Genomic DNA, 24,735 nt, shown 5'->3' on the forward strand with positions numbered 1-24,735 from the left:
AGGCGGGTTGTAGCCCCCGGCGTGGGCATATTTCAGCTTCACGCGACGGCCACGCACCAGCGGTGGCTGATGATCTTCCGCCGCCATGTTCATGATCCGGGTCAGCATCGCGGTGCTTACGCGGCGGGTGGCGCTGTCATAGGCTTCGCGTACCGATTCAAACAGGTTGCCGACGCCGCTACCGTGCAGGGCGGAGATGAAGTGCACCCGGGCAAAGTCGATAAAGCCCAGACGATAGTCGAGGGTCTCCTTCACCTGCTCCTTCACTTCCTGACTCAGGCCATCCCACTTGTTGACAACGATCACCAGCGAACGACCGCTGTTGAGGATAAAGCCCAGCAGCGAGAGGTCCTGATCGGAGATCCCTTCGCGAGCATCGATCACCAGCAGCACGACGTTGGCGTCTTCAATCGCCTGCAGCGTTTTGATCACCGAGAACTTTTCCACGACGTCGGTGATTTTCCCGCGCTTACGTACCCCGGCGGTATCGATGAGCACATATTCACGCTCGTCACGCTGCATCGGGATGTAAATACTGTCGCGGGTGGTGCCCGGCATATCGTAAACCACCACGCGATCTTCACCGAGGATGCGGTTGGTGAGGGTTGATTTACCGACGTTAGGGCGTCCAACAATCGCCAGCTTGATCGGCAGATCCTGCGGATTGAAGTCGTCCTCCGGCTCTTCTTCCGCTTCACCATTCTGCTCGGCTTCGAATTTTGCCCAGTATTCGGCGTCTTCATCCACCTCTTCCTGCGGGCTGATCTCATCCACCCATGGCAGCAGGGCCTGCTCCAGCAGGCTGGTCACGCCGCGGCCGTGCGAAGCAGCGATAGGATAGATATCACCCAGGCCTAAGGACCAGAAGTCCGCCATCGCCTGGTCGACATCGATGCCGTCGGTTTTATTGGCCACCAGGAAGGTGGGCTTTTCACGAGAGCGCAGATGTTTAGCGATGGCGATGTCCGCCGGCATCAGGCCTGCGCGCGCATCGACCATAAACAGCACCACATCGGCCTCTTCGATAGCCAACAGCGACTGCTCCGCCATCCGGGTTTCCACGCCCTCTTCCGTACCATCAATACCACCGGTATCGATACAGATGAATTCGCGGCCTTCGACTTCGGCCCGACCGTACTTACGGTCACGAGTCAGCCCCGGGAAATCCGCAACCAGCGCATCACGAGTGCGCGTCAGGCGGTTAAAGAGCGTGGATTTTCCAACGTTAGGGCGCCCGACAAGCGCGACCACAGGTATCATGTTAAATGCCTCATACAATCACTAAGCAACATCGTCTTAACGACGTTTTTAAAAAAGTCAAAACGGCCCCTGTCTGCCAGGGGCCGTTTCTTAATCATTCACGACAGCGGTAATTAACGCGTAATCGCGTACAGCGTACCGTCTTTCGCCTGGATCAGCAGTCGACCATCTGCAACCACCGGATCGGTCAGGAAGCCGGAACTATCGACTTTCTGCTGTGCCACAAAATGGCCATCTTCCGGATTCACCCAGTGCATGTAGCCTTCGCTATCACCGACGACCAGATTGCCATTATACAACACCGGCGCGGTCAGCAAACGGTGCAGCAGATCGCTTTGCGTCCACAGGGTCACACCACCATCGGTGGTCAGTGCCAGCAGGCGATCGTTCTGGTCAACCAGGTAGATACGGTTACCATCGACGATGAAATCATTCACCGAACCCAGCTCGCGTTTCCACATAATCTGGCCGCTACGCAGGTCCAGCGCGGTCAGGTTACCGTTATAAGCCAGCGCATAAACCACACCGTTAACGATGATCGGCGTCGTGTCGACGTCGTTCAGGCGGTCAATTTCCGTCGGGCCGGTGGCCGTAGAAATACGCTGCTGCCAAATCATCTGCCCCTGCTGCATCAATACTGCACTGACGCGGCCGTTGTCGCCGCCGACGATCGCCGCGCCATAAGCGGTCGCAGGCGCAGACTCGCCGCGCAGGGAGAGTGCCGGCATATCGAGGTTAACGGTCCACTTCACGGCACCATCGGTCTCATTCAACGCCTGCAGCTGGCCGTTACTGGTATGCACCAGCACCATGCCATCGCTCACCACTGGTCGCGACAGCGCCTCGCCAGCAACGCGGGTTTGCCAGGCAACGGTACCATCGCTGGTATTCAGCGCATACAGCTGCGCTTTCTCACTGCCAATATAAACATGGCCGCCAGAGACGGTCACACCGCCGGAAAGCAGCGCTGGCACGCGCGAGAACCAGCCATCTTTCTCCGCCAGGTTCACAGACCACACCTCTTTGCCGTCGTCTGCGTTCAGCGCTTTGACGGTGCCTTTACGGTCAGCAGCATACACTACGCCGTCGGCGAAGGCCGGATGAAGGTTAGAGTAAAATTCGCCGATACCATCGCCAACCGAGGTGCTCCAGGACGTGGACGGCGTAAACTGGTTTTCTACCGTCGGCAGCGGTGACATTTTCACCACATCTTCTTCGCTATTAAACAGCGAACACCCGCTCAGCAAGGTAACGGAAAGCAGCCCTGGCAAAAGTAATTTACGCAATTGCATCGAGTCCCTCTCAGATGGACAAATTATTCATTTTCATACGCATCATTTCGCTGAGCGCAGGAGAAGCATCGCTTTTCACGCCAGCTTCCCACGCCGCACGGGCCCCTTGCTTATCGCCTTTGCTCAACAGAATTTCGCCGCGCAAATCGGCCACAATGGCGGTCCAGCCCTCACCTTTGATGCTGTCGAGGGTTTTCAGCGCCGCATCAGCCTGTTTCATCTGCAGCTGAACGCGGGCAAGACGCATGCTGATAACCGATTTCAGGTTATCATCAGACGCGGCCGCCAGCCCCTGCTGCAGCTGCTTTTCAGCGTTAGGCAGATCGTTCTGTTCAACAAAATGCTGTGCCAGCTCGAGAGAGGCGAAGGCGCCGTAGGTATTTTTATTGTCAGCCGCGAATTTCTCCGCCCCTGACAGTACTTCTGGCGTATTCGATTTCAGCGCGGAAGTCGCCTGTTCGTAAGCCAGAGACGCGTCTCTGGCCGTATCCTGCTGATGGGAGGTCCAGTAGCGCCAGCCAACCAGCGCGCCAATCCCTAAAATCACCCCGACCGCCAGCGCTTTGCCGTTTTCGGCAAAGAAGCGCTTCAGCGCATCGACCTGATCGTTCTCGTTGTTAAAAGTTTCCACGCAGTCCTTCTCCTGACTAATAATTCCCGGGAGATTAACCCAGAAGTGTGCGCAAATGCGCGGCAACGCTCTCCTGCGTTACGGTAGTTTGCTCACCTGAGCGTAAATCCTTCACTACCACGTTTCCGTCAGCGATCTCTGACTCACCGACCACTAGGGCGATACGGGCGCCCCACTTATCGGCGCGGGCAAACTGCTTCTTAAAGTTGCCGCCGCCGTGGTTGGTCATCAGCTTGACGCCGGGCAGCGCATCGCGAACCTGCTCAGCCAGACGCATTGCAGCAGACTGAGTATCGGTCCCGGAGGCTACCAGGTATATATCGACAACAGGATCGGCTTTAAATTCCGGATTCACTGCCTGGACCAGTAAAACAAGACGTTCCAGCCCCATAGCAAAGCCCACGCCCGGGGTGGCACGACCGCCAAGCTGCTCAACCAGACCGTCGTAGCGGCCGCCGGCGCAGACGGTGCCCTGGGAACCGAGGCTGGTGGTTACCCACTCGAACACGGTACGGTTATAGTAGTCGAGGCCGCGTACCAGACGCTGGTTGACGGTGTAGCGGATCCCGGCATCGTCGAGCAGCGCGCACAGGCCGGCAAAGTGGGTTTTCGACTCTTCGTCGAGGTAGTCGCCGAGCGCCGGCGCGTCGTTCAGCAGCGCCTGCACGTCCGGGTTCTTGGAGTCCAGCACACGCAGCGGGTTGGTGTACATCCGGCGTTTGCTGTCTTCATCCAGTTTATCGGTAAACTGCTCCAGGTAAGCGACCAGCGCGTCGCGGTAGTTGGCACGCGCTTCCAGCGAACCGATGGAGTTCAGCTCAAGGCTGACGTGATCGGAGATGCCCAGCTCACGCCACCAGCGCGCGGTCAGCATAATCAGCTCGGCATCGATGTCCGGGCCCTGCAGGCCAAACACTTCGGCGCCGATCTGGTGGAACTGGCGGTAGCGACCTTTCTGCGGACGCTCGTGGCGGAACATTGGCCCGACGTACCACAGACGCTGTTCTTGATTGTACAGCAGACCATGTTCGATGCCGGCACGTACGCAGCCCGCCGTCCCTTCCGGACGCAGCGTCAGGCTGTCGCCGTTGCGGTCCTCAAAGGTGTACATCTCTTTTTCAACCACGTCGGTCACTTCGCCGATCGCGCGTTTGAATAACGGGGTCTGCTCTACAATCGGCAAACGGATTTCGCTGTAACCGTAGCTACCGAGCACCTGCTTCAGTGAGCCTTCAATGCGCTGCCAGAGAGCGGTTTCGCCCGGCAGATAATCGTTCATGCCACGGATGGCTTGAATGTTCTTTGCCACGTTTATTCTCTTTATATATACAAAAATGAACCCCGGCGCCTTGCGCCCGCAGGTTCAATCATACACGGGAAGCGTATCGCTTCCCAACACGTTATTTTGCTTCAAGCTGTTGAACGTCAATACGACGGGCTTCATCGAGCATCGAGGCTTTGGCACGAATACGCGCTTCCAGCTGGTCGATCATGTCGTCGTTGTCCAGTCGATCTTTACGCACGCCGTCTTCATACAGGCCGCTTTTCTTGTTGCCGCCGGTCACGCCGAGGGTGGAGACCAGCGCTTCGCCCGGACCATTCACCACGCAGCCGATGATCGAAACATCCATCGGGGTGATGATATCTTCCAGACGCTGCTCCAGGGCGTTGACCGTACCGATAACGTCAAACTCCTGACGCGAGCAGGTTGGGCAGGCAATGAAGTTAATGCCGCGAGCACGAATGCGCAGGGACTTGAGGATATCGAAGCCGACCTTGATCTCTTCCACCGGATCCGCCGCCAGCGAGACGCGCAGCGTATCGCCGATCCCCTCGGATAACAGCAGGCCCAGGCCGATCGCGGACTTCACCGCGCCGCTGCGTGCCCCACCCGCTTCGGTGATCCCGAGATGCAGCGGCTGATCGATCTGTTTCGCCAGCAGGCGATAAGACTCTACCGCCAGGAAGACGTCGGAGGCTTTAACGCTGACTTTAAACTGATCGAAGTTGAGGCGATCGAGATGATCGACGTGGCGCATAGCCGATTCGAGCAGCGCCTGCGGCGTCGGCTCGCCATATTTTTCCTGCAGATCTTTTTCCAGCGAGCCGGCGTTGACGCCGATGCGGATAGGAATGTTTTTATCGCGTGCGCAGTCCACAACCGTGCGAATGCGCTCTTCGTTGCCGATGTTGCCCGGGTTGATACGCAGGCAGTCAACACCGTATTCGGCGACTTTCAGCGCGATACGGTAGTCAAAATGGATATCGGCGACCAGCGGGACGTTGACCTGCTGTTTGATCAGTTTGAACGCTTCGGCGGCATCCATCGTCGGAACAGAGACGCGGACGATGTCCGCGCCGACGCGCTCTAACGCTTTGATTTGGCTTACCGTCGCGGCCACATCGGTGGTACGCGTATTGGTCATTGACTGGACGGCGATGGGGGCCCCATCGCCAATTGGCACATTACCAACGTAAATACGTTTAGATTTTCTACGTTGAATCGGAGCCTGGTTATGCATGAAAAATCTCCCGCGTTACCCGTCTGTTACTGCGCCGGTGATTGTTCGGCATTGAGGGTCAGACGCGCAACCTGGTTAGTTCTGATAAAACGACTCAAATCGACTGGCTTGCCGAGGAACTGGATCTGTACCGCTGCCGGGGCGCCAATTTTCAGTTTATACGGCGCCTGACCGCTCAGGTTCAGGTTGCCACCTTTACGCTGCAGGCCGCTGAACAGTTTTTTACCGGTGGCATCGCTCACTTCCAGCCAGCAGTCGGCGGAAAAGTTCATCACCAGATCCTGTGCCGACGCCGCTGGGGTCGTGACGTTCGCCTGATCGGTCGGTAACGGCGAGGCCGGCGTTGCCGGGGTCGTCGGGGCCGTTCCGGCGGTATCGACATTAGCCTGAGAAGGTGCCACGACCGCGTTATTGTCCGCTGGCGTCTGAGCCGGGGCGCTGGTGGTCGGTGCGCTGGCGGTATCGGTTGGCGCGCTGTTCGCGGCGCTATCGGTGCCTGAGTCTACCGGCGCGCTGGTATCCAGCGGCACGTTCTGGCTGTTGGCGTCACCGCCGTTCAGCTCAGCGGAAGACTGATCGGCCATGGTCGAGATCTCTTCCTGCTGCGCCTTATGGTCTTGCCACCACCAGGCACCGCTCAGGCCGATAACCACAAACAGCACCAGCCAGGTAAAGCTCATCAGCCAGCCATCGCGCTTTTTGCGACGCTTGCCTAAAGAGAAGCTCTGCATTGGCGCGACCTTTGCCGCACGGATAGGCGCTTGCTTGGCCATCATCGGCAGCAGTTCTTCTTCAGGGATATGTACGAGGCGAGCGTAGGAGCGGATGTAACCGCGCAGGAAGGTGGAAGCGAGGTCGGCAGGTGCCTTATCGTCTTCAATATCACGAACCGTGGACACCTTCAGGCATAAGCGTTCGGCCACCGCTTGCTGGCTAAGTCCGAGTTGTTCGCGGGCGTGACGCAAACGCGCGCCCGTGGTGTTTGCTTCTTGATGATCTTGAGTGGCTTCAGTATTCATTCGCTACAACTACTGGTACGTGAAATTTAAAGTTCAGCGCGGGAAAACGCCGGCGCCGCGAGACATCTGTGGTACGTCAGCCTCACAGTATAGGACTGTCAGGCGCGCGATCACAGAGACGAATCAAAATTGAATGCTAAGCGGTTGTTGTGCCGCTACATACTGCCTCAAAGTCGACAAAAACGCACCGTAATTATTAACTGAATCAGCGTATTTCGCCTGGTTATTGGTCATAAATATGACCCGCGCCGCCTGTGCTGCACGGGTCATCATTTGTCAGACCGCTTTTACGTCAATCGCTTCACCCTGCATCCGCTTACGCAGCGTGCGCTTGGTACGGTCAATAACATCGCCCGCCAGCTGGCCGCAGGCGGCATCAATATCGTCACCGCGGGTTTTACGCACGATGGTCGTAAATCCATATTCCATCAGGACCTTGGAGAAACGGTCGATGCGGCTGTTGGAGCTACGGCCGTAAGGCGCCCCCGGGAAGGGGTTCCATGGGATCAGGTTGATCTTGCACGGGGTGTCCTTCAGCAGCGCCGCCAGCTCGTGGGCGTGCTCGGTACCGTCGTTGACGTGATCCAGCATGACGTACTCGATGGTCACCCGGCCCTGGTTGGCGTTGGACTTCGAAATATAACCACGCACCGAGTTGAGGAAGGTCTCGATGTTGTATTTTTTGTTGATCGGGACGATTTCGTCACGAATGGTGTCGTTCGGCGCGTGCAGGGAAATCGCCAGCGCAACGTCGATCATATCGCCGAGCTTATCCAGCGCCGGCACCACGCCAGACGTCGACAGGGTGACGCGACGTTTGGAGAGACCAAAACCGAAGTCATCCAGCATGATTTCCATCGCCGGGACGACGTTGTTGAGGTTCAGCAGCGGCTCGCCCATGCCCATCATTACCACGTTGGTGATCGGACGCACGCCGGTGGTCTTCACCGCGCCGACGATTTTCGCCGCGCGCCAGACCTGGCCAATAATTTCGGACACCCGCAGGTTGCGGTTAAAGCCCTGCTGAGCGGTGGAGCAGAATTTACATTCCAGCGCACAGCCTACCTGTGAAGAGACGCACAGGGTGGCGCGGTCTTCTTCCGGGATATAGACGGTCTCAACGCGCTGATCGCCAACGGCGATCGCCCATTTGATGGTGCCGTCGGTTGAGCGTTGCTCTTCCACCACTTCCGGGGCACGGATCTCAGCGACTTCTTTCAGTTTGCCGCGCAGGACTTTGTTGATGTCGGTCATTTCATCAAAGTCGTCGCAGCAGTAGTGATACATCCATTTCATCACCTGATCGGCGCGGAAAGGCTTCTCGCCCATGTTTTTAAAAAACTCGCGCATCTGCTGACGGTTTAAATCCAGCAGGTTGATTTTGGCATCTTTGTTCGGCACCGTCAGAGCGGCGGTATCAGGCGTGACAATTTGTTCAGACATAATGTTTTCCGGCCTCGTTATTACACGTTATGGCCCCAGGTGGGTTGAAAAAGAAACGCCCCGGAGAGCGACTGCTCGTCCAGGGGCGCTGTATTCTACAAATTCTGGCGCATCATTGCCACGTTTGCACAAAGCAATGATAAAAAATCTGTAACTGACTGCTCAATCCTCTAAGGCTTTTCGATTGTCGCAAGGCGGCAAGCAAGTGACAAATTCGTCGGGAACGAATTTGACCAGCCGTAGGCTGGCCTCCGGTGAGAGGCAGGAGCCTCTCATTAATCCCCGGGAGCATAGATAACTATGTGACCGGGGTGAACGCGCGCAGCCAACGCCGCGACGGTCGAAAAGACGAGGTTTGTATCTCCAAAGTATTTCAGGTCACAGCGAGGCGGCGAGTTCGCAAATCCCCGGGAGCATAGATAACTATGTGACCGGGGTGCGCGAAGGAAGCCAACAATGCTGTGGCGTGAAAGACGCAGGAGATTAGCGAGTGCGCGGGCAAACCTCGCCTTCAGCAAAGAAGAACGCGATTTCGCGAGCAGCGGATTCTACAGAATCGGAACCATGGGTGCCGTTCTCAGTGAAGCTATCAGCGTAGTCAGCGCGCAGGGTACCGGCCAGGGCGTTCGCCGGGTTGGTGGCGCCCAGCAGGTCACGGTGACGCTGAACCGCATTTTCGCCTTCCAGTACGGAAACCACGATCGGGCCGGAGGTCATGAATTCAACCAGACCATCGAAGAACGGACGACCTTCGTGCTCAGCATAGAAACCGCGAGCCTGCTCAACGGTCAGATGCAGCATTTTGGTGCCGACGATTTTGAACCCTGCAGCTTCAAAGCGAGAAAAGATGCTGCCAATAACGTTTTTTGCCACCGCGTTTGGTTTGATGATGGAAAAAGTACGTTCAATAGCCATGATTACCTCTAATTAAATGTTCTGTTGTTGCGCATACGATCGTATGGCCTGGCGCGCATTATAATGAGCAACGTCGGCGATGCCTACGGATGAAGGTAACATTTTGTTAAAATAAGATGAGTATTGGAAACACAAACTGCCAACAACAAATTTACCCTGGTTATTGCAGGGTGAAACTGGCGGCCGCCGTTTGCCCAGCCTCATCCATGACCACCAGCTGCCACTCGCCAGGCTTATCCAGCGTTAGCGTGGTTGTCGCACCGGCGGCGTCTAACGGCTGGCCGTTGATAAACCACCAGCGCCGCCCTTCTCCACCGCTGGTTTGCACGGGTAACATCACCCGCGCCTCGCCCGGCAGACGTTTTATCACCGCCCCTTCGCGAATACCTGACAACACCAGCGGCGCGGCATTCTGAGTTTGCAACGGTGGGCACACTTTCGATACCGGCCCCAGACGCGCGCGACGGCGCTCGCTGGCCGGCAGCCACGGTTCCAGCGGCAGCGGCCAGACATCAATAACGACTTCAGTCGCACCCGGACAATCCGCGGCCACCCTTTCCCCTGCTGCGTTGCGCCACACCGGGAAGCGGATCCCGCGCACGCCCTCCTGCCCGGGCAGCAGCAGCGTCGGTGGCTGGCTGGCATCCAGCAGCCAGTTGGCTAAGCGCCGGCGGCAGTTGCTGTCACCGGCCGGTAGATCCTGCCCGCCTGGCCAGCAAATAGTCCCGCGGCTCACCGTTTGCGGGCGCGGGTCGACCGGCAGCCCGCCGCGGCTCATCGCCTGGCGCGCCAGCAACAGATTATTGACCTGGTTTAACAGCGGCACGGCGCTGGCGAAGCCAAACTGGCCCACCACCGGCGTACCGTCTGGCCGTCCGGTCCAGATACCTATCAGATATCGCGCATTGAGGCCGACCGCCCACGCATCGCGATAGCCATAGCTGGTACCGGTTTTCCACGCCAGCGGCACCACTTGCGGCAGTGAGGCATCGGGAACCGGTTGCGCTTCGCCAGCCAAAATGCGCCGGACAATCCACGCCGCGCCGGGTGACATCAGCGATCTTTCCACCAGCGGGTCGTCGGGCTTCAGGCGCAGCCGCGCCGCCTTGCCGTGACGGGCAAAGGCGCTGTACGCCGCGACGATATCTTCCAGCCGTGCCCCGGCCCCACCGAGGATCAGCGACAGGTTCGGCTCTGCGCCAGCGGGCAGCGTCAGGGGCAGCCCGGCGTTGCGTAAATTCGCCGCGAAACGTTTGGGCCCGTAGGCTTCAAGCACCTGCACCGCCGGCAGATTCAGGGAGCGCACCAGCGCCTCGCTGACGCTCACCGGGCCATGAAATCCGCTGTCAAAATTGCCGGGACGATAATCGCTAAAGCGTCGTGGAACATCCTGTAATAACGACGCCGGATGGATCAGCCCGTCATCCATCGCCATCGCGTAGACAAAGGGTTTCAGCACCGATCCCGGCGAACGCACCGCCGAGACCATATCAATATGGCCGAAGCGGCTGTCGTCGGTGATATCCGCCGATCCCACCCAGCCGCGGACTTTCATATCCGTGTGATCGACGACAACAATCGCCAGTGAGCTGCGCGGCGACAGGCGCGATTTCCAGTTCAGCGCCAGATCCTCAAGCTGCCGCTGGAGCCCGGCATCGAGCGTTGTCGTCACCTTTTCGTCGCGACTGGTCGCCAGCGCCCGGCGTGAAAAAAGCGGCGCCAGCTGCGGCATCTGCCGCGGGAATAGCCATACAGGTTCTTCCATCGCTTCCTGTACCGGCCGTTGCGGCCAGACGCCCTGGCTGACCATGCGCGTGAGGACTTTATCGCGCGCCGCCTGGGCCCGCTGCGGCCAGCGGTCCGGGCGCAAACGACTGGGCGCCTGGGGCAGCACCGCCAGCAGCGCCGCCTCGCCGTAGCTGAGCTGAGCGGGCGGTTTGCCAAGATAAGCCCAGCTGGCCGCGCCGATCCCCTGTAAGGTGCCGCCAAACGGCGCGCGGTTCAGATAGAGGGTAAGAATGTCGTTTTTTGACAGATGCCACTCCAGCTGCAGCGCCCGCCATAGCTGGCGTAGCTTGCCGCCGAAGGTGCGCGGATGAGGGTCGAGCAGACGCGCCACCTGCATGGTGAGCGTGCTGCCGCCGGAAATGACCCGCCCGGAGGTTAAATCCTGCCAGGCGGCGCGCAGCACCGCGAAGGGATTGACCCCAGGATGTTTCCAGAACCAGCGGTCTTCATACTGGATGAGCGCCTGCAGATAGCGCGGCGACACGTCGGCGAGAGTCACCGGATAACGCCAGACGCCCTGCGCATCGGCAAAGCGCCAGAGCGGCGTGCCGTCTTCCGCCACCACCACGCGGGCAGGCGTGACGTCCTGCAGCGGCAGCGGCCACAGGCGATCGGCGGCCAGCACCGCCAGCCACAGCAGAAAAATAAACGCCGCCAGCCAGCGCCAGCGGCGTTTTACCCGAGGCAATACGCGCATTTACGGCGTCACGGTGAGCGGACCGCTGGCCGCCCCGGTCGCCCGCCACTGCGGCACATACATCGATTCCACCTGGGGCTGCGGGACCTGATAAGTGCCTGGCGTTACCGCCCGCGCCAGATAGACCAGCGTCACCGGCTGGCCTTCATTGACAGCGACAGCGGCGACGAAACGGTCGTCACGGAACTCGATATGCTGAATATCCGCCTGCTGCATCTGGTTAAGGAGATTTTGCACCGCGTCGCCATTCTCCTGCAGGCTGGCGCTGCTGTTGGCCAGATTCTGGTTTTCCAGCTCCAGACCGGCAGGCAACAGTTCAACCACCAGCGCGTCAGGCACATTGCGTTTGGCGGTCACCTCCAGCTTCACCAGCACCAGTTCGCCGCTGCGCAACGAGGTCAGCGATTTCTGCTGGCCGTGGGTATCGAAAATAGCGCGTTCAATCCCCAACACGTTGCCGCCCGGCTGTGGCGCGCTTTGCGGATAGCCGCTGCTGTCGAGACGCAGCCACAGCGGCTGACTGCCGGTATTACTCACCTGCAGCGTCGCCAGCCGATCGCCGTCGAGGTTACGGGTTTGCGCTTTGTCGCCGGCCAGCGGCTCAGCCTGCAGCGAGGTTTGCGCCTGCCAGTTGCCCGGCAGGTCGGCAAGCGTACGTCCGGCAAGGAACAGGGCGTTGGTTTCCTGGGTCGACAGCCAGCGCTGGCCGTAGGCCTCTTCCGACAGCGTGCTCAACAGCGTGTTTTGCACCTCCGGCAGCAGCCTGTTCTCTTCCAGCAGCGCCAGCTTCAGGGCGTCATCGCGAAGCGGGCTACCGTAATCGCCCAGCCAACGATTCTCATCCTGGCGCGGGGTGGCAACCGCCAGCTTCATGGCCTCATCGCCGCGCGGCGCATCGCCCATGGTTTTCAGCGCAATGCCGAGCTGCAGCAGCGGCAAGCCGGATCGCGCCTGGTCGTGACGGCTCCAGATTTCACGCAAGGCGCCGAGCGGGGCTTTTTGCTGACGCGCCAGCACCAGCGCGGCGTATGCCTGGGCGGCAAAGCGGCTGGCCTGGGCGTCATCGCTGTAGCGCACGGTCATCAGCCCCGGCTCCTGCAGATAGCGCAGCAGGCGTTCGTTACCTTTATTAATGGCGTTGACCGGTACGCTATAGCCCTGCTCGCCCGCGCGGACGAGGAAGTCCATGGCGTAGGCGGTCAGCCAGTACTCTTCCGGCCCCTCTTTATCCCACAACGCAAAGCCGCCATTTTCCAGTTGCATCTGCAGCAGGCGTGAGATACCAACATCGATTGCCGCGCGGCGTTTTTCATCGCTATCGCCGCTGATGCCCAGCGCTTTTAGCTGCGCCGCGCTGGTGTACAGCGACGGGAACAGGCCGCTGGCGGTCTGCTCAAGGCAGCCGTAAGGATAGGCTTTCAGCTCACGGATATAGCGCGCGAGGTTCAACGGCGGTTTCCCGCTGAGCAGCAGTTGGCCCTGCAGCGTTTGCGGGGCGAACCCCTGGCTCTGCGCCGCCGGCGCCTGCCAGCTTTCGCCGGGCTGTAGCACCGCGCCGCTGTTGACAGTCTGGGCCGGGAACGCCGGACGGACGCCGATTCTCCACTGTTTCTGCAGCGGGGCGAAGGTTTCTCCCGGCAGACTCAGGCCGCTGATAGTAGCATTGACCTGACCATCGCCGAATCCCGCCAGCGCGCTCACCGGTATAAACAGCGTGCTGCGCGCCCCCGGCGCCAGTTGCACCGGTGGCAGTTGGCCATCGGTCAAGGTCACCAGCCCGCTGGCGGTAAGATGTACCTGCAGGGTTTGCGGTTTATCGGTTAGATTGCTGAGATCCAGCGCCAGCCGTGTGGTATCGCCGCTGGCGAGGAAGCGCGGGGTGTTCAGTTCGGCGATGACCGGGGCGGCCACCACCACTTTATCTTCGCTGCTGCCGAAGTCATCCGCCGTCCACGCCTGGGCCATCACCCGCAGCTCGCCGTTAAAATCGCCAATGGGTAACGTCACCGTGCCTTCGCCCTGATCGTTCAATACCACCGGCTGCGCCTGCTGGGCGACGATCGTCACGTGGTTGACCGGCGGTTTGCCGCCGCGTTTTAACTCGTCGCCATCGCCGCCGAAGCGCAGGCTGGCCACACGTCCCTGCCCTTCGATCACCTGGCCGTAGATGTCATAGATATCTGCGCCGTAACGCTTCTGGCCAAAGAAGGCGTTCCACGGATCCGGGGTAGCGTAATCGGTGATATTCAGTACCCCGCTATCCACCGCCGAGAGCAGGACGTTGACCTGTTTCGGCGCCTCGCCCTCTTTGACGCTGGCTTTCACTTTCACCGTCAGCGGCTGGTTGGGGCGCATTTTGTCCGGAGCCTCCAGCGCCAGCGTCAGGCGGCGGTTTTCATCGCCCAGCGGCAGATGCAGCAGGCCGACCGCGCGTTTCGGCGTCGCCGAGCGGGATTTATCGCCGGGGCGAACCACCAGCGTGCTGAGGTAGAGATCGTGGCGGTTCCAGGCTTTATCCACCGGAATAGACAAATCCATCCCCTCCGCCGGGACGTCAATTTCCTGCCACCACAGCGGCCCTTCGCTGGATTCCACCATCGCGTAGCCTTTACCCGCCGCCGGGGCGGCGATGTGCAGCTTGATGGTGTCGCCCGGTTTATAACTCGGTTTATCCAGCTTCATGGTGACCCGATCAGGACGCGCCGCGCCGGTACCTTCGCTGTTATCCTGCCAGCTATAGCCGGCCCAGAAGCGCACGCTGCTGACCACGTCGTCCGGCCCTTTCACCTCCAGGCGATATGAGCCCCACTCTACCGGGAAGCTCACTTTGCCGGTTTGTCCGGCCTGCAGATCCAGCGACTCCTCGCCCTCCTGCAGATCTTTCTGATCGAACTGCGACTGCCAGCCTTCGCTATCGGACCAGTTCCAGTAGTAGTCGCGGCGCTCGCGGATCAGCCGTACCTGCAGGCCCGAGACCGCTTTTTTCTCGCCTTTGGCGTCGGCATAGACGATATCAAACGCAGCGTTACTGTTCTCATCGACCACCGGCTGCTTCACGGTGGTATCGGTGCGGTAATCGTAAACGTCCTTCAGCGTAAATTGCGGGCGGATCCCCGGCAGCGCCCCGGCGGGCCAGATCGGCTGCTGTACGGTACGGGTCACCGGACGCCCCCCGGATTCCAGCAGGCTCGCCTGCAACACCACCTGCAGCGGCGAATGGCTATCCTGCCACTGGCTTGAGGTGGTCACTTCGCCATGGCCTTTTTCGTCCAGCGTCAGCTGGACTTCATCCAGACTACGGGAGAGGTTTTCTTCCGCAATATCGCCGAACTGGAAGCCCGGCAGCGCGGCGACGGCGTCGCGCAGCGGGCGCAGGAACAGCTTGCCCTGCAGCTGGTTGCCGCTGGCCGGCGCGCCGTAGAGATAAGCGCCGCTGACGGCAAAGGTGACGTCGGCATCCGGCGCGACTGGCTCGGCCTGCGGCGTCAGGTTCAGGGCCATGCGTTCCGGCATAAAGTCTTCGACGTGGAAGTCCCACTCGCGCGGCTGGTTATCGCCGGTGCTGGCGCGAATGTGCCACATGCCGGTAGCCGCGCCGCTGTCAAGCGGATAAGTGAACTGGTACAGACCATTCACCGGTTTGCTCATCACCGAACGGATCACCTGGCCGTCCGGCTGAACCACCTCCAGCTTCACCGGCTGCTCCGCCAGCGGCTTGCCGTCGCTATCGCGCAACAGCGCATTGAGGATCACCGTTTCGCCCGGCCGATAGAGATCGCGCGGGCCAAACATAAAGAACTGTTTGCTAAAACCGGGCGCCCCTGCGATAGAGAATTCCGCCAGATCCAGCGCCGGCAACTTGAGATCCAGCAGCGTCGTCTGCCCCTCTTTACGCGCCAGCAGCAGCGCGGCTTCTTTATCGGTTTGCAGAGTAACGTGGCCCTGGCTGTCGCTTTTCGCCTCCGCCAGGGTCTGCCCTTTGGCGTTGAGCAGCTGGACGTCGATACCAGACTGGGCGGCGCCGTTTTCCAGGCTCTGGGTAAAGACGTCCAGCCGATTGTGGTAGCGATGCGCCGAGACGCCGATATCGCTGAGGGTAAACAGCGTCGCCGCGTTGCTGTAGCTATAATGGCCCGCCGGGTTCATCACCGCCACGTAGACGCCCGGCTGCTGGAGCGGCTTGATATCGTTCAGCGGCAGCAGCAGCTTTTCGCGGGTATTGCGTGCCGGGTTGAGATCGAAGCGGCCGGTATAGACCAGATCCGCCATCTTCAGCAGCTCGTCAGACTCCCAGTTGCTTAACGAGTTACGGTATTCCCACTGGCTGACAAACGCGGAGAGTGATTCCGGCTTAATACGGAAGAAATTGACATCGACATTGTCGACGTTCAGCGCCATCACCGGCAGCCCGGCGACCACGTTGCCCGGCAGCAGCGAGCCGCGGCTGGCAAACCCAACGCTCGGTGCGATATCGCGGGTGGTCAGGGTCTTCTCAAACGGTTTGTCGAGCGTGGCCTTGTTCAGGGCGGTCAGCGTCGGGTCGACCGAGACAATCAGCTCTCGCTTTGGCTCAAGGTGACGCAGACGCAGCTCTTTCAGATTCGGCGCCAGTTCCCAGGCACCGTCGACCTTACCGCTTTTCTTGTCGACCAGATGCACGCTGCGGGAGAAATCCTGGTCCGGCTGCAGCGGCACAGAAAACGTCAGCACCAGGGTCGCGGCGCCATCCAGTTGCACCTCCGAGGCGTCGAGCAGCGTCAGCGCTTTGCCCTGGCTTTTTTCCGCCAGCGCCGCCAGCTGGACGCGGTCCGGTTTTGCCGTCGCGCCTGGGTTGCTATCCGCAGCTGGCGCCGGGGCCGTGGCCTGCGGCGTACCGCTGTCATCACACCCGGTTAATGAAAATGCGGTAAGGAGCGCCAGTGACAGCGCCGCTAAACGAAATGGTTTCATCCTTCTAACCCCTCGGCCGGTGGGCCTGATGCAAATTATCACTTTTTATTATGCGTTAAGGCGGCACTTCTCAACAGTGATGACGCGGGTTTCTGCCGATTAATCAGAAAAGTGCCGTGACGTCGTCCCCACTCTGACGTCCTTAACTTGTCAGCGTGAGATAAAACGCCGACAATTCAGTCATGAATTGTAAAACGGAGGCACCCATGTCCACCTCGTTTTTTGTCGCCGCCGACTGGCTGGCAGAACATATTGATGACCCGGAGATCCAGATTATCGACGCCCGTATGGCGCCCGCCGGGCAGGAGGCCCTGCGCGATATGGCCGCGGAATACCGCGCCGGCCACGTGCCGAACGCGCTGTTTTTCGATATCGAGGCGCTGTCCGATCACACCAGCCCGCTGCCGCATATGATGCCGCGCGCCGAGGCGTTTGCCGTCGCCATGCGCGAGCTGGGCGTCTGCAGCGATAAGCACCTGGTGGTTTATGACGAAGGCAATCTGTTTTCCGCGCCTCGCGCCTGGTGGATGCTGCGCACCTTTGGCGTGGAGAAGGTGTCCATACTGGCCGGTGGGCTGGAGGGCTGGCGACGTGACGAACTGCCGCTGGAGCAAGGCGTGCCCGAGGTGGCCGAAGGGGAATTCGACGTGCGTTTCGATCCCCAACAAATTAAGCGCCTGACCGACGTCCTGCTGGTCAGCCATGAAGGGTCGGCGCAGATTGTCGATGCGCGTCCGGCGGCCCGGTTTAACGGCCAGGCCGACGAACCGCGCCCGGGCCTGCGTCGCGGGCATATCCCTGGCGCGCTTAACGTGCCGTGGACGGAGCTGGTGATTAACGGCGAACTGAAAACCGTCGACGAGCTGAACGACATCTTTTTACGTCAGGGTGTCGATTTTGAACGGCCAATCATCGCCAGCTGCGGATCGGGGGTGACAGCGGCGGTGGTCGTGCTGGCGCTCACCACGCTTGGCGTGAACGGCGTCTGCCTGTACGACGGCTCCTGGAGCGAATGGGGCGCGCGGAGCGATCTGCCGATTGAACCGGCCTCTGCCGCTCCGTAAACACGGCGTGACCGCGGGCCTCCCGTCCCGCGGCCACTAAATAATTTCTGATTTTCCCTCTCCCCTCCTTCTGCTTCTCGCTAAACCGGTTACTCTGTGCTGCCGCAGGGTTTGTACCTGCCGTATTCGCTTTGCCTGATGAGGAGGCAGAGCACCGGTACGGAATTCCTCAGGACTGATAGCGCATCCAGTCCGTCCCAATCTGATGTCACCACAAGGAGTGAAAATGGCATTAGTCTCCAACCCACATTCTGCTGATTCACCGCGCCGTCCCTGGCTGGGAGGCATAGCTGGCCTGCTGGCGGGCGGCGTCATTCTTTATTTTTGGCCGCAATGGAACCGGATATGGTTAAGCCTGGTGCCTGCGCCGGTTTCTGTTTATACCCGCTTTCTCGGGGTCACTCTGGAAGAGGTCCCGCTGATCACCTATGGCCATCAGGCGCTGCTGGGTTTTCTGATGGTGCTGCTCGCGCCCGGTTACGGTAAGTCGACCCTTGCCGCGTGGATGATGCATAACCCTGCGTCAAGCCGGCGCTGGCCCGGCGAGGTACTCCGTGCCTGGGGCATAAAATTTGGCCTGCTGATCATCGTCTTTTGCAATCTGTTCTTTTTATCCCGGGTCGGATCCGGGACCCTGGCGTTATATATTTTTATTCTCCAGCACGTCAGCGTTGCCGCGGCGGTGGCGTCAGGGGTGCTGCTCCTGCGTGACGCCCGGCGTCTGGCCCGCACGTTCGACGCTCAGCTGGCGGACCTGCGCCTTCTCATGATACTCACGCTGGGGTTCCAGACGATTTTGCCGGCACAGATCGCGCTGATGAGCGCCCGGGGCGTGAATACGCCGCTGGGCTGGTACATTGTTATCGCCCAGATGGCAGGGGTGTTACTGGCGTTTATGCTGATCGGCGGGCTGGTGGCAGCGCTACGTTCTTTGCTGGGTGAGGAGAGATGTCGGGCATGGCGTGGGGATATGGCGCTCTTCAACGGCATTGTCACGCTGTGTGTGACGGGATTCCTTATCTATAACATGGTGTCAGCCTATCCGCGGATCTTTGCTGCGCTGCATTAACCCTGGCAAAGCCGATTTTCGGCCTCACACTGGAAGCATAAAGAAACAGCGGGGGCAGCCGCCCCCGCGGTCAGATAATGCGGTTTTGTTTGAAATCGCGCAGGAAGCTGCCCCAGCGCTTTTCATAGAACGGTGTGATATGGGCAATCATAAAGTGGCTGATGCCCTTCTCGCCTTCCACCACCTGACAAATATCGATCGGCTCATCGCCGGGCAGGGTATCGGTCGCCACGCTGCCGGTGGTCTGGATAACGGATTCAATATCCCCTTCCGCTTCAATACCGATCAACAAGTTGGCCGGCGCGTCGGCGCTCTCTTTAATCGAGCACAGAAACGCCCGCTTGACGGTTTTCAGCGTTTTGAACAGCGTGGTCAGCGAATCGACCATCTGCGCCGGCGGGTCAGCGACTTCAGACAATAACAGCGCTTCGCCCCCTTCCAGCACCGTCTGGGTGCTGAGCGGGCTGCCCTCTTCCCCGAGCAGATGGCTGATTTCACGCGGGGTGAACTCTTTGCCGCTCGGCAGCTTCGGGTTGAGGAACAGCGATTCGCCCAGCGTCATCGCCATCAGCGTACGGGCCGGCATCATCACGAAAGCCTGTTCGTCTTCCACCGCCTGCTGCAGCGCCTCCAGCGAGGTAAAGAACGGGATCACCGAGCTGCCGTCATCTTTTTCCCAGTGCTGCAGATCCAGCGCGCTGTCTTCGACAATCTGCTCACCATCGGCTGCACTGCCGGGTACCCAGACGGTCGCCTCCAGCAGCGCGCTGAAAAATGCCGGACGGTGGGCGGGCTCAGTCGCCGCTTTTTCCAGCAGGGTTTCTAATTCATTTTTCGTATCAGACATAGTTTGGCTACTTCACAATGAATTGCCCGGCGGCCATTCGTCCACGCGGGCATACGGTTTTCCTGGCCGGGTAAGCGTAGCGCCCCCGGCAAGGCCGTTACTCAGCCGTCAGCAGGTTAGCAATGGTACGCACGCCAAGACCCGTCGCGCCCGCCGACCACTGCTCAACGGCAGATTTACGGTAGGTTGCCGAACAGTCGATATGCAGCCAGCCCTGATGGTAGTTTTCCACGAAGTGGGACAGGAAACCCGCCGCGGTACTGGCGCCAGCCGGATAGGCGGCACTGCCGGTGTTGTTCAGTTCAGCGAAGTTCGACGGCAGCTGGTTGCGGTGGAACTCGGCCAGCGGCAGACGCCAGAAGGCTTCGTTTTCCGCCTGGGCGCTCGCCAGCAGGCGATTCGCCAGCGCATCGTCAAAGCTGAACAGCGCGTGGTAGTCATTACCCAACGCGGTTTTCGCCGCGCCGGTCAGGGTGGCGGCATCGATGATCAGCGCCGGCTTCTGCGCCGAAGCGTCAATCAGGCCATCCGCCAGCACCAGGCGGCCTTCGGCGTCAGTGTTCATCACTTCAACGGTTTTGCCGCTACGATAATGAATAATATCGCCGAGTTTAAAGGCGTTACCGCTGATCAGGTTGTCGGCGCAGCACAGGTAGAGCTTCACGCGCTTGTTCAGCCCGCGGGTAATGGCAAAAGCCAGCGCGCCGGTGATGGTCGCCGCGCCGCCCATATCGGATTTCATTGAATCCATAAAGGCGCTCTGTTTGATGCTGTAGCCGCCGGAATCAAAAGTGATGCCTTTGCCCACCAGGCAGGCGTATACCGGGGCTTCTTTATCGCCGGTCGGGTTATAATCCAGCGCCAGCAGGACCGGCGGACGCTCGGAGCCGCGGCCTACGGTGTGCAGACCGAGATAGCCCTGCTCACGCAGATCTTCGCCTTTGGTGATGCGATAGCTCATCTGCTCGCCCGCCACGCTGCACAGCAGGTCCACGGCGCGCTGTGCCAGCTGCTCCGGGCCCAGCTCTTCCGCCGGCGCGTTGATGGTGTCGCGCACCCAGTCAATAATGGTCAGACGGTTGTCCAGCTCGCTACGCTGCGCATCGTCCAGGGTCGGCCATTCAACTTTACGGGTGCCTTTCGGACCTTTATAACCCGCCCAGAACGCCCACGCGCGGTCGGTGTCCCAGCCTTCGCCGCTTAACGCGACATGTTTGATGCCCATACCGTCAATTTTACGCGCCGCGCGCTGAATCAGGCCCAGGTCGTCTTTGCCGTTGAGATGCAGGGCGATGCCGTCGTTATTAATGCTGTAAGACGCCTTTTCTCCCCAGCGCGCATCGGCTGGCTGAGTAGAAAGCGTAATCTTCATGGCTTCGGTCATTATCATTATCCTTCTTAGCAAACGGGCCACCGTATGGCAGCCCGTAATGTTCTCTCGCTCGATGATTCATCCGACTTAATACCGTCGCATAAATCATAACGCGAAAATTATTCGGCTTCGTCTAACCAGACTAACAGAATCGCCTCGAGAATTTTTTCATTGGATGCGTTTGGGTCGTCATCGAACTCTTCCAGATCGCAAATCCACTGATGCATGTCGGTAAAGCGAACGGTTTTCGGATCGAGATCCGGATAAGCGTCGTACAGCGCTTCGCCGATTTCACGGCTGTCGGTCCATTTCAGTGCCATATTAATGCTCGCGTGCGTGGTTGATGGTGTAACGCGGGATCTCAACGACCAGATCTTCGTCGGTGACGCGCGCCTGGCAGCTCAGGCGGCTGTCCGGTTCCAGTCCCCAGGCTTTATCCAGCATATCGTCTTCATCTTCGGTACTTTCCGCCAGCGAGTCAAAGCCTTCACGCACGATGCAGTGGCAGGTGGTGCAGGCACAGGATTTTTCGCAGGCGTGTTCAATCTCGATGCCGCTACGCAGCGCCGCATCCAGAATAGTTTCACCAGTCTCAGCTTCCACAACGATGCCATCCGGACACAGGTCCTGGTGGGGCAGAAATACAATTTTTGGCATTTTAAACCTCGTCCACGGATTGGCCTTTCAGCGCGATACGGACCGACTGATCCATACGGCGGGCGGCGAATTCCTGGGTTTGTGTGTCGATATTTTTAATCGCTTCTTTAATGGCGTCGGCGTCGTCGCCTGCCGCCGCGGCGCGTACCTGCTCCGCAGCAGCATCGATAACCTGACGCTCTGCGGCGCTTAACAGCGCGGCGTCGGCGGCCAGCGCGCTTGTCAGGCTCTCCAGGACGCGGGCGGCTTCCACTTTCTGTTCAGCCAGCATGCGCGCCTGGACATCCTGTTCGGCGTAGCTCATCGAATCTTTAATCATGGTGGCGATTTCGCCATCGGTCAGACCGTAAGACGGTTTCACCTGGATAGAGGCTTCCACGCCGGTCGATTTTTCCATCGCCGTGACGCTCAGCAGACCGTCGGCATCGACCTGGAAGGTGACGCGAATATGCGCCCCGCCCGCTGGCAGAGCCGGGATCCCGCGCAGCGCAAAACGCGCCAGCGAGCGGCAATCCTGCACCAGCTCACGCTCGCCCTGCATCACATGAATGGACATCGCCGTCTGACCATCTTTGAAGGTGGTAAACTCCTGCGCGCGGGCCACCGGAATGGTGGTATTACGCGGGATCACTTTCTCCACCAGGCCGCCCATGGTCTCCAGCCCTAACGACAGCGGGATAACGTCGAGCAGCAGCAGTTCGCTGTCCGGCTTGTTGCCGACCAGAATATCCGCCTGAATCGCCGCGCCGATGGCGACGACTTTGTCCGGGTCGATGGAGGTCAGCGGGGTGCGGCCAAAGAATTCGCCAACGCGTTCGCGCACCAGCGGCACGCGAGTGGAACCGCCGACCATCACCACTTCCAGCACCTCTTGCGCCTCAACGCCGGCGTCTTTCAGCGCGCGACGGCAGGCCAGTAAAGTGCGTTTTACCAGCGGGGCAATCAGATCGTTAAACTGGCTGCGGGTGATATCGCCCTGCCAGCCGCCGACCTCGACGTGCGCTGCCTCGGCATCGCTGAGGGCGATTTTCGCCGCGATGGCGGCATCCAGCAGCTCACGCTGCTGGCGGTTATCGCTGCGGTCGCTGAAGCCCGCCTGCTCGCGCAGATAGTCGGCCAGCAGATGGTCGAAATCATCGCCGCCGAGCGCCGAGTCACCGCCGGTCGCCAGCACTTCAAACACCCCGCGGCTTAAGCGCAGAATGGAAATATCAAAGGTGCCGCCGCCGAGATCGTAGACCGCAATTACCCCTTCCTGACCGGAATCGAGGCCGTAGGCGATAGCCGCCGCGGTCGGCTCATTGAGCAGGCGCAGCACGTGCAGCCCCGCCAGACGCGCCGCGTCTTTGGTCCCCTGACGCTGAGCGTCGTCGAAATAAGCGGGAACGGTGATCACCACGCCGTCGAGTTCACCAGCCAGCGCTTCGGTTGCCCGGGCAGCCAGCGCTTTCAGGATGTCGGCGGAGACGCGAATCGGGTTCAGCAGGCCGCCGGCGGTCTGGATCATCGGCAGGCCGTTTTCACTGGCCTGCAGCTGATACGGCAGATGCGGGTAGCGGTTTTGAATATCGGCGAGGGAGCGCCCCATCATTCGCTTCACCGAGCTGATGGTATTGGCAGGATCCTGGGCGGCGTTAAGCCGGGCATCATAGCCGACGGTCAGCCCCGAAGCGTGGTAGTTCACCACCGACGGCAGCAGATAGCGGCCTTGATGGTCGGGCAAGGTTTCGGCCTGGCCGCTACGCACGGTAGCCACCAGAGAATTGGTGGTGCCCAGGTCGATACCGGCCGCCAGACGACGCTGGTGCGGCGCGGCGCTCAGGCCGGGCTCACTAATTTGTAATAAGGCCATAATTGCTTCCGAAAATTAAAAATCGAGCAGTTTTTCTTCGAGTTCTTCAGCACTGCTGCGCAGTTTATCAAGAAAACGGAGCTTACGTACCGTATCCGCCGCCGCCTCCCAGCTCTCATTATGCAATTGGTCAACCATCAGTTGATGGCGGGTATCAAACAGCGCTTTCACTCGTTTGATAAAGGCTTCCAGCCGCGCATCGTCTTTCGCCTTACCGATCTCGTCGAGCTCTTCGCGTAGCTCCAGCTGTTCCATCAGGAATGCGGTATCGCGAACGGTATGCTGCTCGCTGGCCAGATCGAAGCCATGAAGCGAGAGGAGGTATTCCGCCCGGGTCAACGGATGGCGCAGCGTCTGCCAGGCCTGGTTTATGGTCGCGGAATGCTGAACCGCCGCAAGCTGTTCCGCAGCAGGCGCGCTGGCAAATTTATCCGGATGGTACTGGCGCTGCAGATCCTGATACCGGACAGCCAGTTGTTCAAGCGAGAGGGTATAGCTGGCTGGTAACCCGAAGAGGGTGAAATAGTCCATAGTAACCTCAGGGTCATGCATCTAAATGAAAACCCCACGCGCGGCGTAACCGCGGTGGGGTTGGGGATGACCGATTATACGTTAAAGCTTTCGCCGCAGCCGCACTCGTCTTTGACGTTAGGGTTGGTGAACTTGAACCCTTCGTTGAGACCTTCTTTGACGAAGTCCAGCTGAGTGCCGTCGAGGAATTGCAGACTTTTGCCGTCGATCACGACCTTCACGCCTTTGTCTTCAAACACGGTGTCTTCTGCCGCCGGCTCGTCAACAAACTCCAGTACATAGGCCATACCCGAGCAGCCGGAGGTTCTCACGCCCAGGCGCAGGCCAAACCCTTTACCGCGGTTCGCCAGAAAGGCATTGACTCGCGCTGCAGCACTGTCGCTAAGAGTAATCGACATAACAAAACCTCAACTAATTATTTTGCTTCACGTTTGCTTTTGTAATCCGCAATCGCGGCTTTAATCGCGTCTTCCGCCAGAATAGAGCAGTGAATTTTCACCGGCGGCAGTTCCAGTTCATCGGCGATATCGGTGTTCTTGATCGCCTGCGCTTCGTCCAGGGATTTGCCCTTCACCCACTCGGTGACCAGGGAGCTGGAAGCGATGGCGGAACCGCAGCCGTAGGTTTTGAAGCGCGCGTCTTCAATGATACCTTCATTGTTGACTTTAATCTGCAACTTCATCACGTCGCCGCAGGCCGGCGCGCCGACCATACCGCTGCCGACGTTCTCGTCGCTGTTGTCAAAAGAGCCGACGTTGCGCGGATTCTCGTAATGATCGATAACTTTTTCGCTGTATGCCATGTTGAATTCTCCTTATCGGTGCCG

The 24,735-nt window shown here is 59.6% G+C and carries 20 protein-coding genes; 2 read left to right on the top strand and 18 right to left on the bottom strand.

The genetic code is table 11. The features are described from left to right. The 10 genes from der to CW267_RS12720 all read right to left on the bottom strand — a co-directional run. The coding region (gene der, locus CW267_RS12670) for a ribosome biogenesis GTPase Der (RefSeq protein WP_101148628.1) at positions 1-1,260 on the bottom strand (1,260 nt) is incomplete at its 3' end. A gap of 113 nt (positions 1,261-1,373) precedes the next feature. After that, a complete protein-coding gene (gene bamB / locus CW267_RS12675; protein ID WP_008803807.1) occupies positions 1,374-2,552 on the bottom strand; it encodes an outer membrane protein assembly factor BamB in 1,179 nt (392 codons plus the stop codon). A gap of 10 nt (positions 2,553-2,562) precedes the next feature. Further along, positions 2,563-3,183 carry a YfgM family protein gene (locus tag CW267_RS12680; RefSeq protein WP_004201892.1) on the bottom strand — a complete coding sequence of 207 codons (621 nt, stop codon included), beginning with the start codon at positions 3,181-3,183 and terminating at the stop codon, positions 2,563-2,565. A 34-nt stretch (positions 3,184-3,217) separates the two neighbouring features. Further along, positions 3,218-4,492, bottom strand: a complete 1,275-nt coding sequence (hisS, locus tag CW267_RS12685; RefSeq protein WP_012967446.1) for a histidine--tRNA ligase — start codon at positions 4,490-4,492, stop codon at positions 3,218-3,220. Between the two features lie 91 nt (positions 4,493-4,583). Next, positions 4,584-5,705, bottom strand: a complete 1,122-nt coding sequence (ispG, locus tag CW267_RS12690) for a flavodoxin-dependent (E)-4-hydroxy-3-methylbut-2-enyl-diphosphate synthase (protein WP_008803805.1) — start codon at positions 5,703-5,705, stop codon at positions 4,584-4,586. A gap of 26 nt (positions 5,706-5,731) precedes the next feature. Further along, positions 5,732-6,724 (bottom strand): cytoskeleton protein RodZ, encoded by a 993-nt coding sequence (rodZ, locus tag CW267_RS12695; protein ID WP_032730938.1) that lies wholly within the window; start codon positions 6,722-6,724, stop codon positions 5,732-5,734. Between the two features lie 276 nt (positions 6,725-7,000). Continuing rightward, on the bottom strand, positions 7,001-8,167 hold the full coding sequence (locus CW267_RS12700; RefSeq protein WP_008803802.1) for a bifunctional tRNA (adenosine(37)-C2)-methyltransferase TrmG/ribosomal RNA large subunit methyltransferase RlmN: 1,167 nt from the start codon (positions 8,165-8,167) through the stop codon (positions 7,001-7,003). 483 nt (positions 8,168-8,650) lie between these two features. After that, positions 8,651-9,082, bottom strand: coding sequence for a nucleoside-diphosphate kinase (gene ndk / locus CW267_RS12710; RefSeq protein ID WP_004144312.1), 432 nt, complete (start codon positions 9,080-9,082; stop codon positions 8,651-8,653). Positions 9,083-9,242: 160 nt separating this feature from the next. Then, a complete protein-coding gene (pbpC, locus tag CW267_RS12715; RefSeq protein ID WP_100781383.1) occupies positions 9,243-11,567 on the bottom strand; it encodes a peptidoglycan glycosyltransferase PbpC in 2,325 nt (774 codons plus the stop codon). Further along, positions 11,568-16,517 carry an alpha-2-macroglobulin family protein gene (locus CW267_RS12720; RefSeq protein ID WP_039102423.1) on the bottom strand — a complete coding sequence of 1,650 codons (4,950 nt, stop codon included), beginning with the start codon at positions 16,515-16,517 and terminating at the stop codon, positions 11,568-11,570. A gap of 206 nt (positions 16,518-16,723) precedes the next feature. Here CW267_RS12720 and sseA point away from each other — a divergent pair, with 206 nt between their 5' ends. Then, positions 16,724-17,581, top strand: a complete 858-nt coding sequence (gene sseA, locus CW267_RS12725) for a 3-mercaptopyruvate sulfurtransferase (RefSeq protein WP_012967442.1) — start codon at positions 16,724-16,726, stop codon at positions 17,579-17,581. 226 nt (positions 17,582-17,807) lie between these two features. Continuing rightward, positions 17,808-18,650, top strand: a complete 843-nt coding sequence (locus CW267_RS12730; protein WP_038421646.1) for a hypothetical protein — start codon at positions 17,808-17,810, stop codon at positions 18,648-18,650. A gap of 70 nt (positions 18,651-18,720) precedes the next feature. Here the strand turns inward: CW267_RS12730 and sseB are convergent, their stop codons facing one another. The 8 genes from sseB to iscU all read right to left on the bottom strand — a co-directional run bounded on the left by sseB (position 18,721) and on the right by iscU (position 24,711). After that, on the bottom strand, positions 18,721-19,497 hold the full coding sequence (gene sseB, locus CW267_RS12735) for an enhanced serine sensitivity protein SseB (protein WP_012540874.1): 777 nt from the start codon (positions 19,495-19,497) through the stop codon (positions 18,721-18,723). Between the two features lie 97 nt (positions 19,498-19,594). After that, the gene (gene pepB / locus CW267_RS12740) at positions 19,595-20,881 is read right to left on the bottom strand and encodes an aminopeptidase PepB (RefSeq protein ID WP_100781382.1); all 1,287 of its coding nucleotides are present in this window, start codon (positions 20,879-20,881) and stop codon (positions 19,595-19,597) included. 107 nt (positions 20,882-20,988) lie between these two features. Further along, on the bottom strand, positions 20,989-21,189 hold the full coding sequence (gene iscX, locus CW267_RS12745; protein WP_002913954.1) for a Fe-S cluster assembly protein IscX: 201 nt from the start codon (positions 21,187-21,189) through the stop codon (positions 20,989-20,991). 1 nt (position 21,190) lies between these two features. Further along, on the bottom strand, positions 21,191-21,526 hold the full coding sequence (fdx, locus tag CW267_RS12750; RefSeq protein ID WP_004201872.1) for an ISC system 2Fe-2S type ferredoxin: 336 nt from the start codon (positions 21,524-21,526) through the stop codon (positions 21,191-21,193). A gap of 1 nt (position 21,527) precedes the next feature. Next, complete coding sequence (gene hscA, locus CW267_RS12755; RefSeq protein ID WP_023298073.1) at positions 21,528-23,378, bottom strand: Fe-S protein assembly chaperone HscA; 1,851 nt, start codon at positions 23,376-23,378, stop codon at positions 21,528-21,530. Between the two features lie 15 nt (positions 23,379-23,393). Further along, positions 23,394-23,909 (bottom strand): co-chaperone HscB, encoded by a 516-nt coding sequence (gene hscB / locus CW267_RS12760; protein WP_008803792.1) that lies wholly within the window; start codon positions 23,907-23,909, stop codon positions 23,394-23,396. 74 nt (positions 23,910-23,983) lie between these two features. After that, the gene (iscA, locus tag CW267_RS12765; RefSeq protein WP_002913979.1) at positions 23,984-24,307 is read right to left on the bottom strand and encodes an iron-sulfur cluster assembly protein IscA; all 324 of its coding nucleotides are present in this window, start codon (positions 24,305-24,307) and stop codon (positions 23,984-23,986) included. 17 nt (positions 24,308-24,324) lie between these two features. Next, positions 24,325-24,711, bottom strand: a complete 387-nt coding sequence (gene iscU / locus CW267_RS12770; RefSeq protein ID WP_002913991.1) for a Fe-S cluster assembly scaffold IscU — start codon at positions 24,709-24,711, stop codon at positions 24,325-24,327. Positions 24,712-24,735 lie beyond the last annotated feature (24 nt).

Origin of the sequence: Klebsiella sp. X1-16S-Nf21 (genome assembly GCF_002837615.1) — a bacterium.
GTDB lineage: Bacteria > Pseudomonadota > Gammaproteobacteria > Enterobacterales > Enterobacteriaceae > Klebsiella > Klebsiella variicola.

What these genes read in the sequence shown, in the direction of transcription:
- bamB (WP_008803807.1), bottom strand. Translation starts at nt 2,552, where the DNA reads ATGCAATTGCGTAAATTACTTTTGCCAGGGCTGCTTTCCGTTACCTTG.
- ispG (WP_008803805.1), bottom strand. Translation starts at nt 5,705, where the DNA reads ATGCATAACCAGGCTCCGATTCAACGTAGAAAATCTAAACGTATTTAC.
- rodZ (WP_032730938.1), bottom strand. Translation starts at nt 6,724, where the DNA reads ATGAATACTGAAGCCACTCAAGATCATCAAGAAGCAAACACCACGGGC.
- CW267_RS12700 (WP_008803802.1), bottom strand. Translation starts at nt 8,167, where the DNA reads ATGTCTGAACAAATTGTCACGCCTGATACCGCCGCTCTGACGGTGCCG.
- ndk (WP_004144312.1), bottom strand. Translation starts at nt 9,082, where the DNA reads ATGGCTATTGAACGTACTTTTTCCATCATCAAACCAAACGCGGTGGCA.
- pbpC (WP_100781383.1), bottom strand. Translation starts at nt 11,567, where the DNA reads ATGCGCGTATTGCCTCGGGTAAAACGCCGCTGGCGCTGGCTGGCGGCG.
- CW267_RS12720 (WP_039102423.1), bottom strand. Translation starts at nt 16,517, where the DNA reads ATGAAACCATTTCGTTTAGCGGCGCTGTCACTGGCGCTCCTTACCGCA.
- sseA (WP_012967442.1), top strand. Translation starts at nt 16,724, where the DNA reads ATGTCCACCTCGTTTTTTGTCGCCGCCGACTGGCTGGCAGAACATATT.
- CW267_RS12730 (WP_038421646.1), top strand. Translation starts at nt 17,808, where the DNA reads ATGGCATTAGTCTCCAACCCACATTCTGCTGATTCACCGCGCCGTCCC.
- sseB (WP_012540874.1), bottom strand. Translation starts at nt 19,497, where the DNA reads ATGTCTGATACGAAAAATGAATTAGAAACCCTGCTGGAAAAAGCGGCG.
- pepB (WP_100781382.1), bottom strand. Translation starts at nt 20,881, where the DNA reads ATGACCGAAGCCATGAAGATTACGCTTTCTACTCAGCCAGCCGATGCG.
- iscX (WP_002913954.1), bottom strand. Translation starts at nt 21,189, where the DNA reads ATGGCACTGAAATGGACCGACAGCCGTGAAATCGGCGAAGCGCTGTAC.
- fdx (WP_004201872.1), bottom strand. Translation starts at nt 21,526, where the DNA reads ATGCCAAAAATTGTATTTCTGCCCCACCAGGACCTGTGTCCGGATGGC.
- hscA (WP_023298073.1), bottom strand. Translation starts at nt 23,378, where the DNA reads ATGGCCTTATTACAAATTAGTGAGCCCGGCCTGAGCGCCGCGCCGCAC.
- hscB (WP_008803792.1), bottom strand. Translation starts at nt 23,909, where the DNA reads ATGGACTATTTCACCCTCTTCGGGTTACCAGCCAGCTATACCCTCTCG.
- iscA (WP_002913979.1), bottom strand. Translation starts at nt 24,307, where the DNA reads ATGTCGATTACTCTTAGCGACAGTGCTGCAGCGCGAGTCAATGCCTTT.
- iscU (WP_002913991.1), bottom strand. Translation starts at nt 24,711, where the DNA reads ATGGCATACAGCGAAAAAGTTATCGATCATTACGAGAATCCGCGCAAC.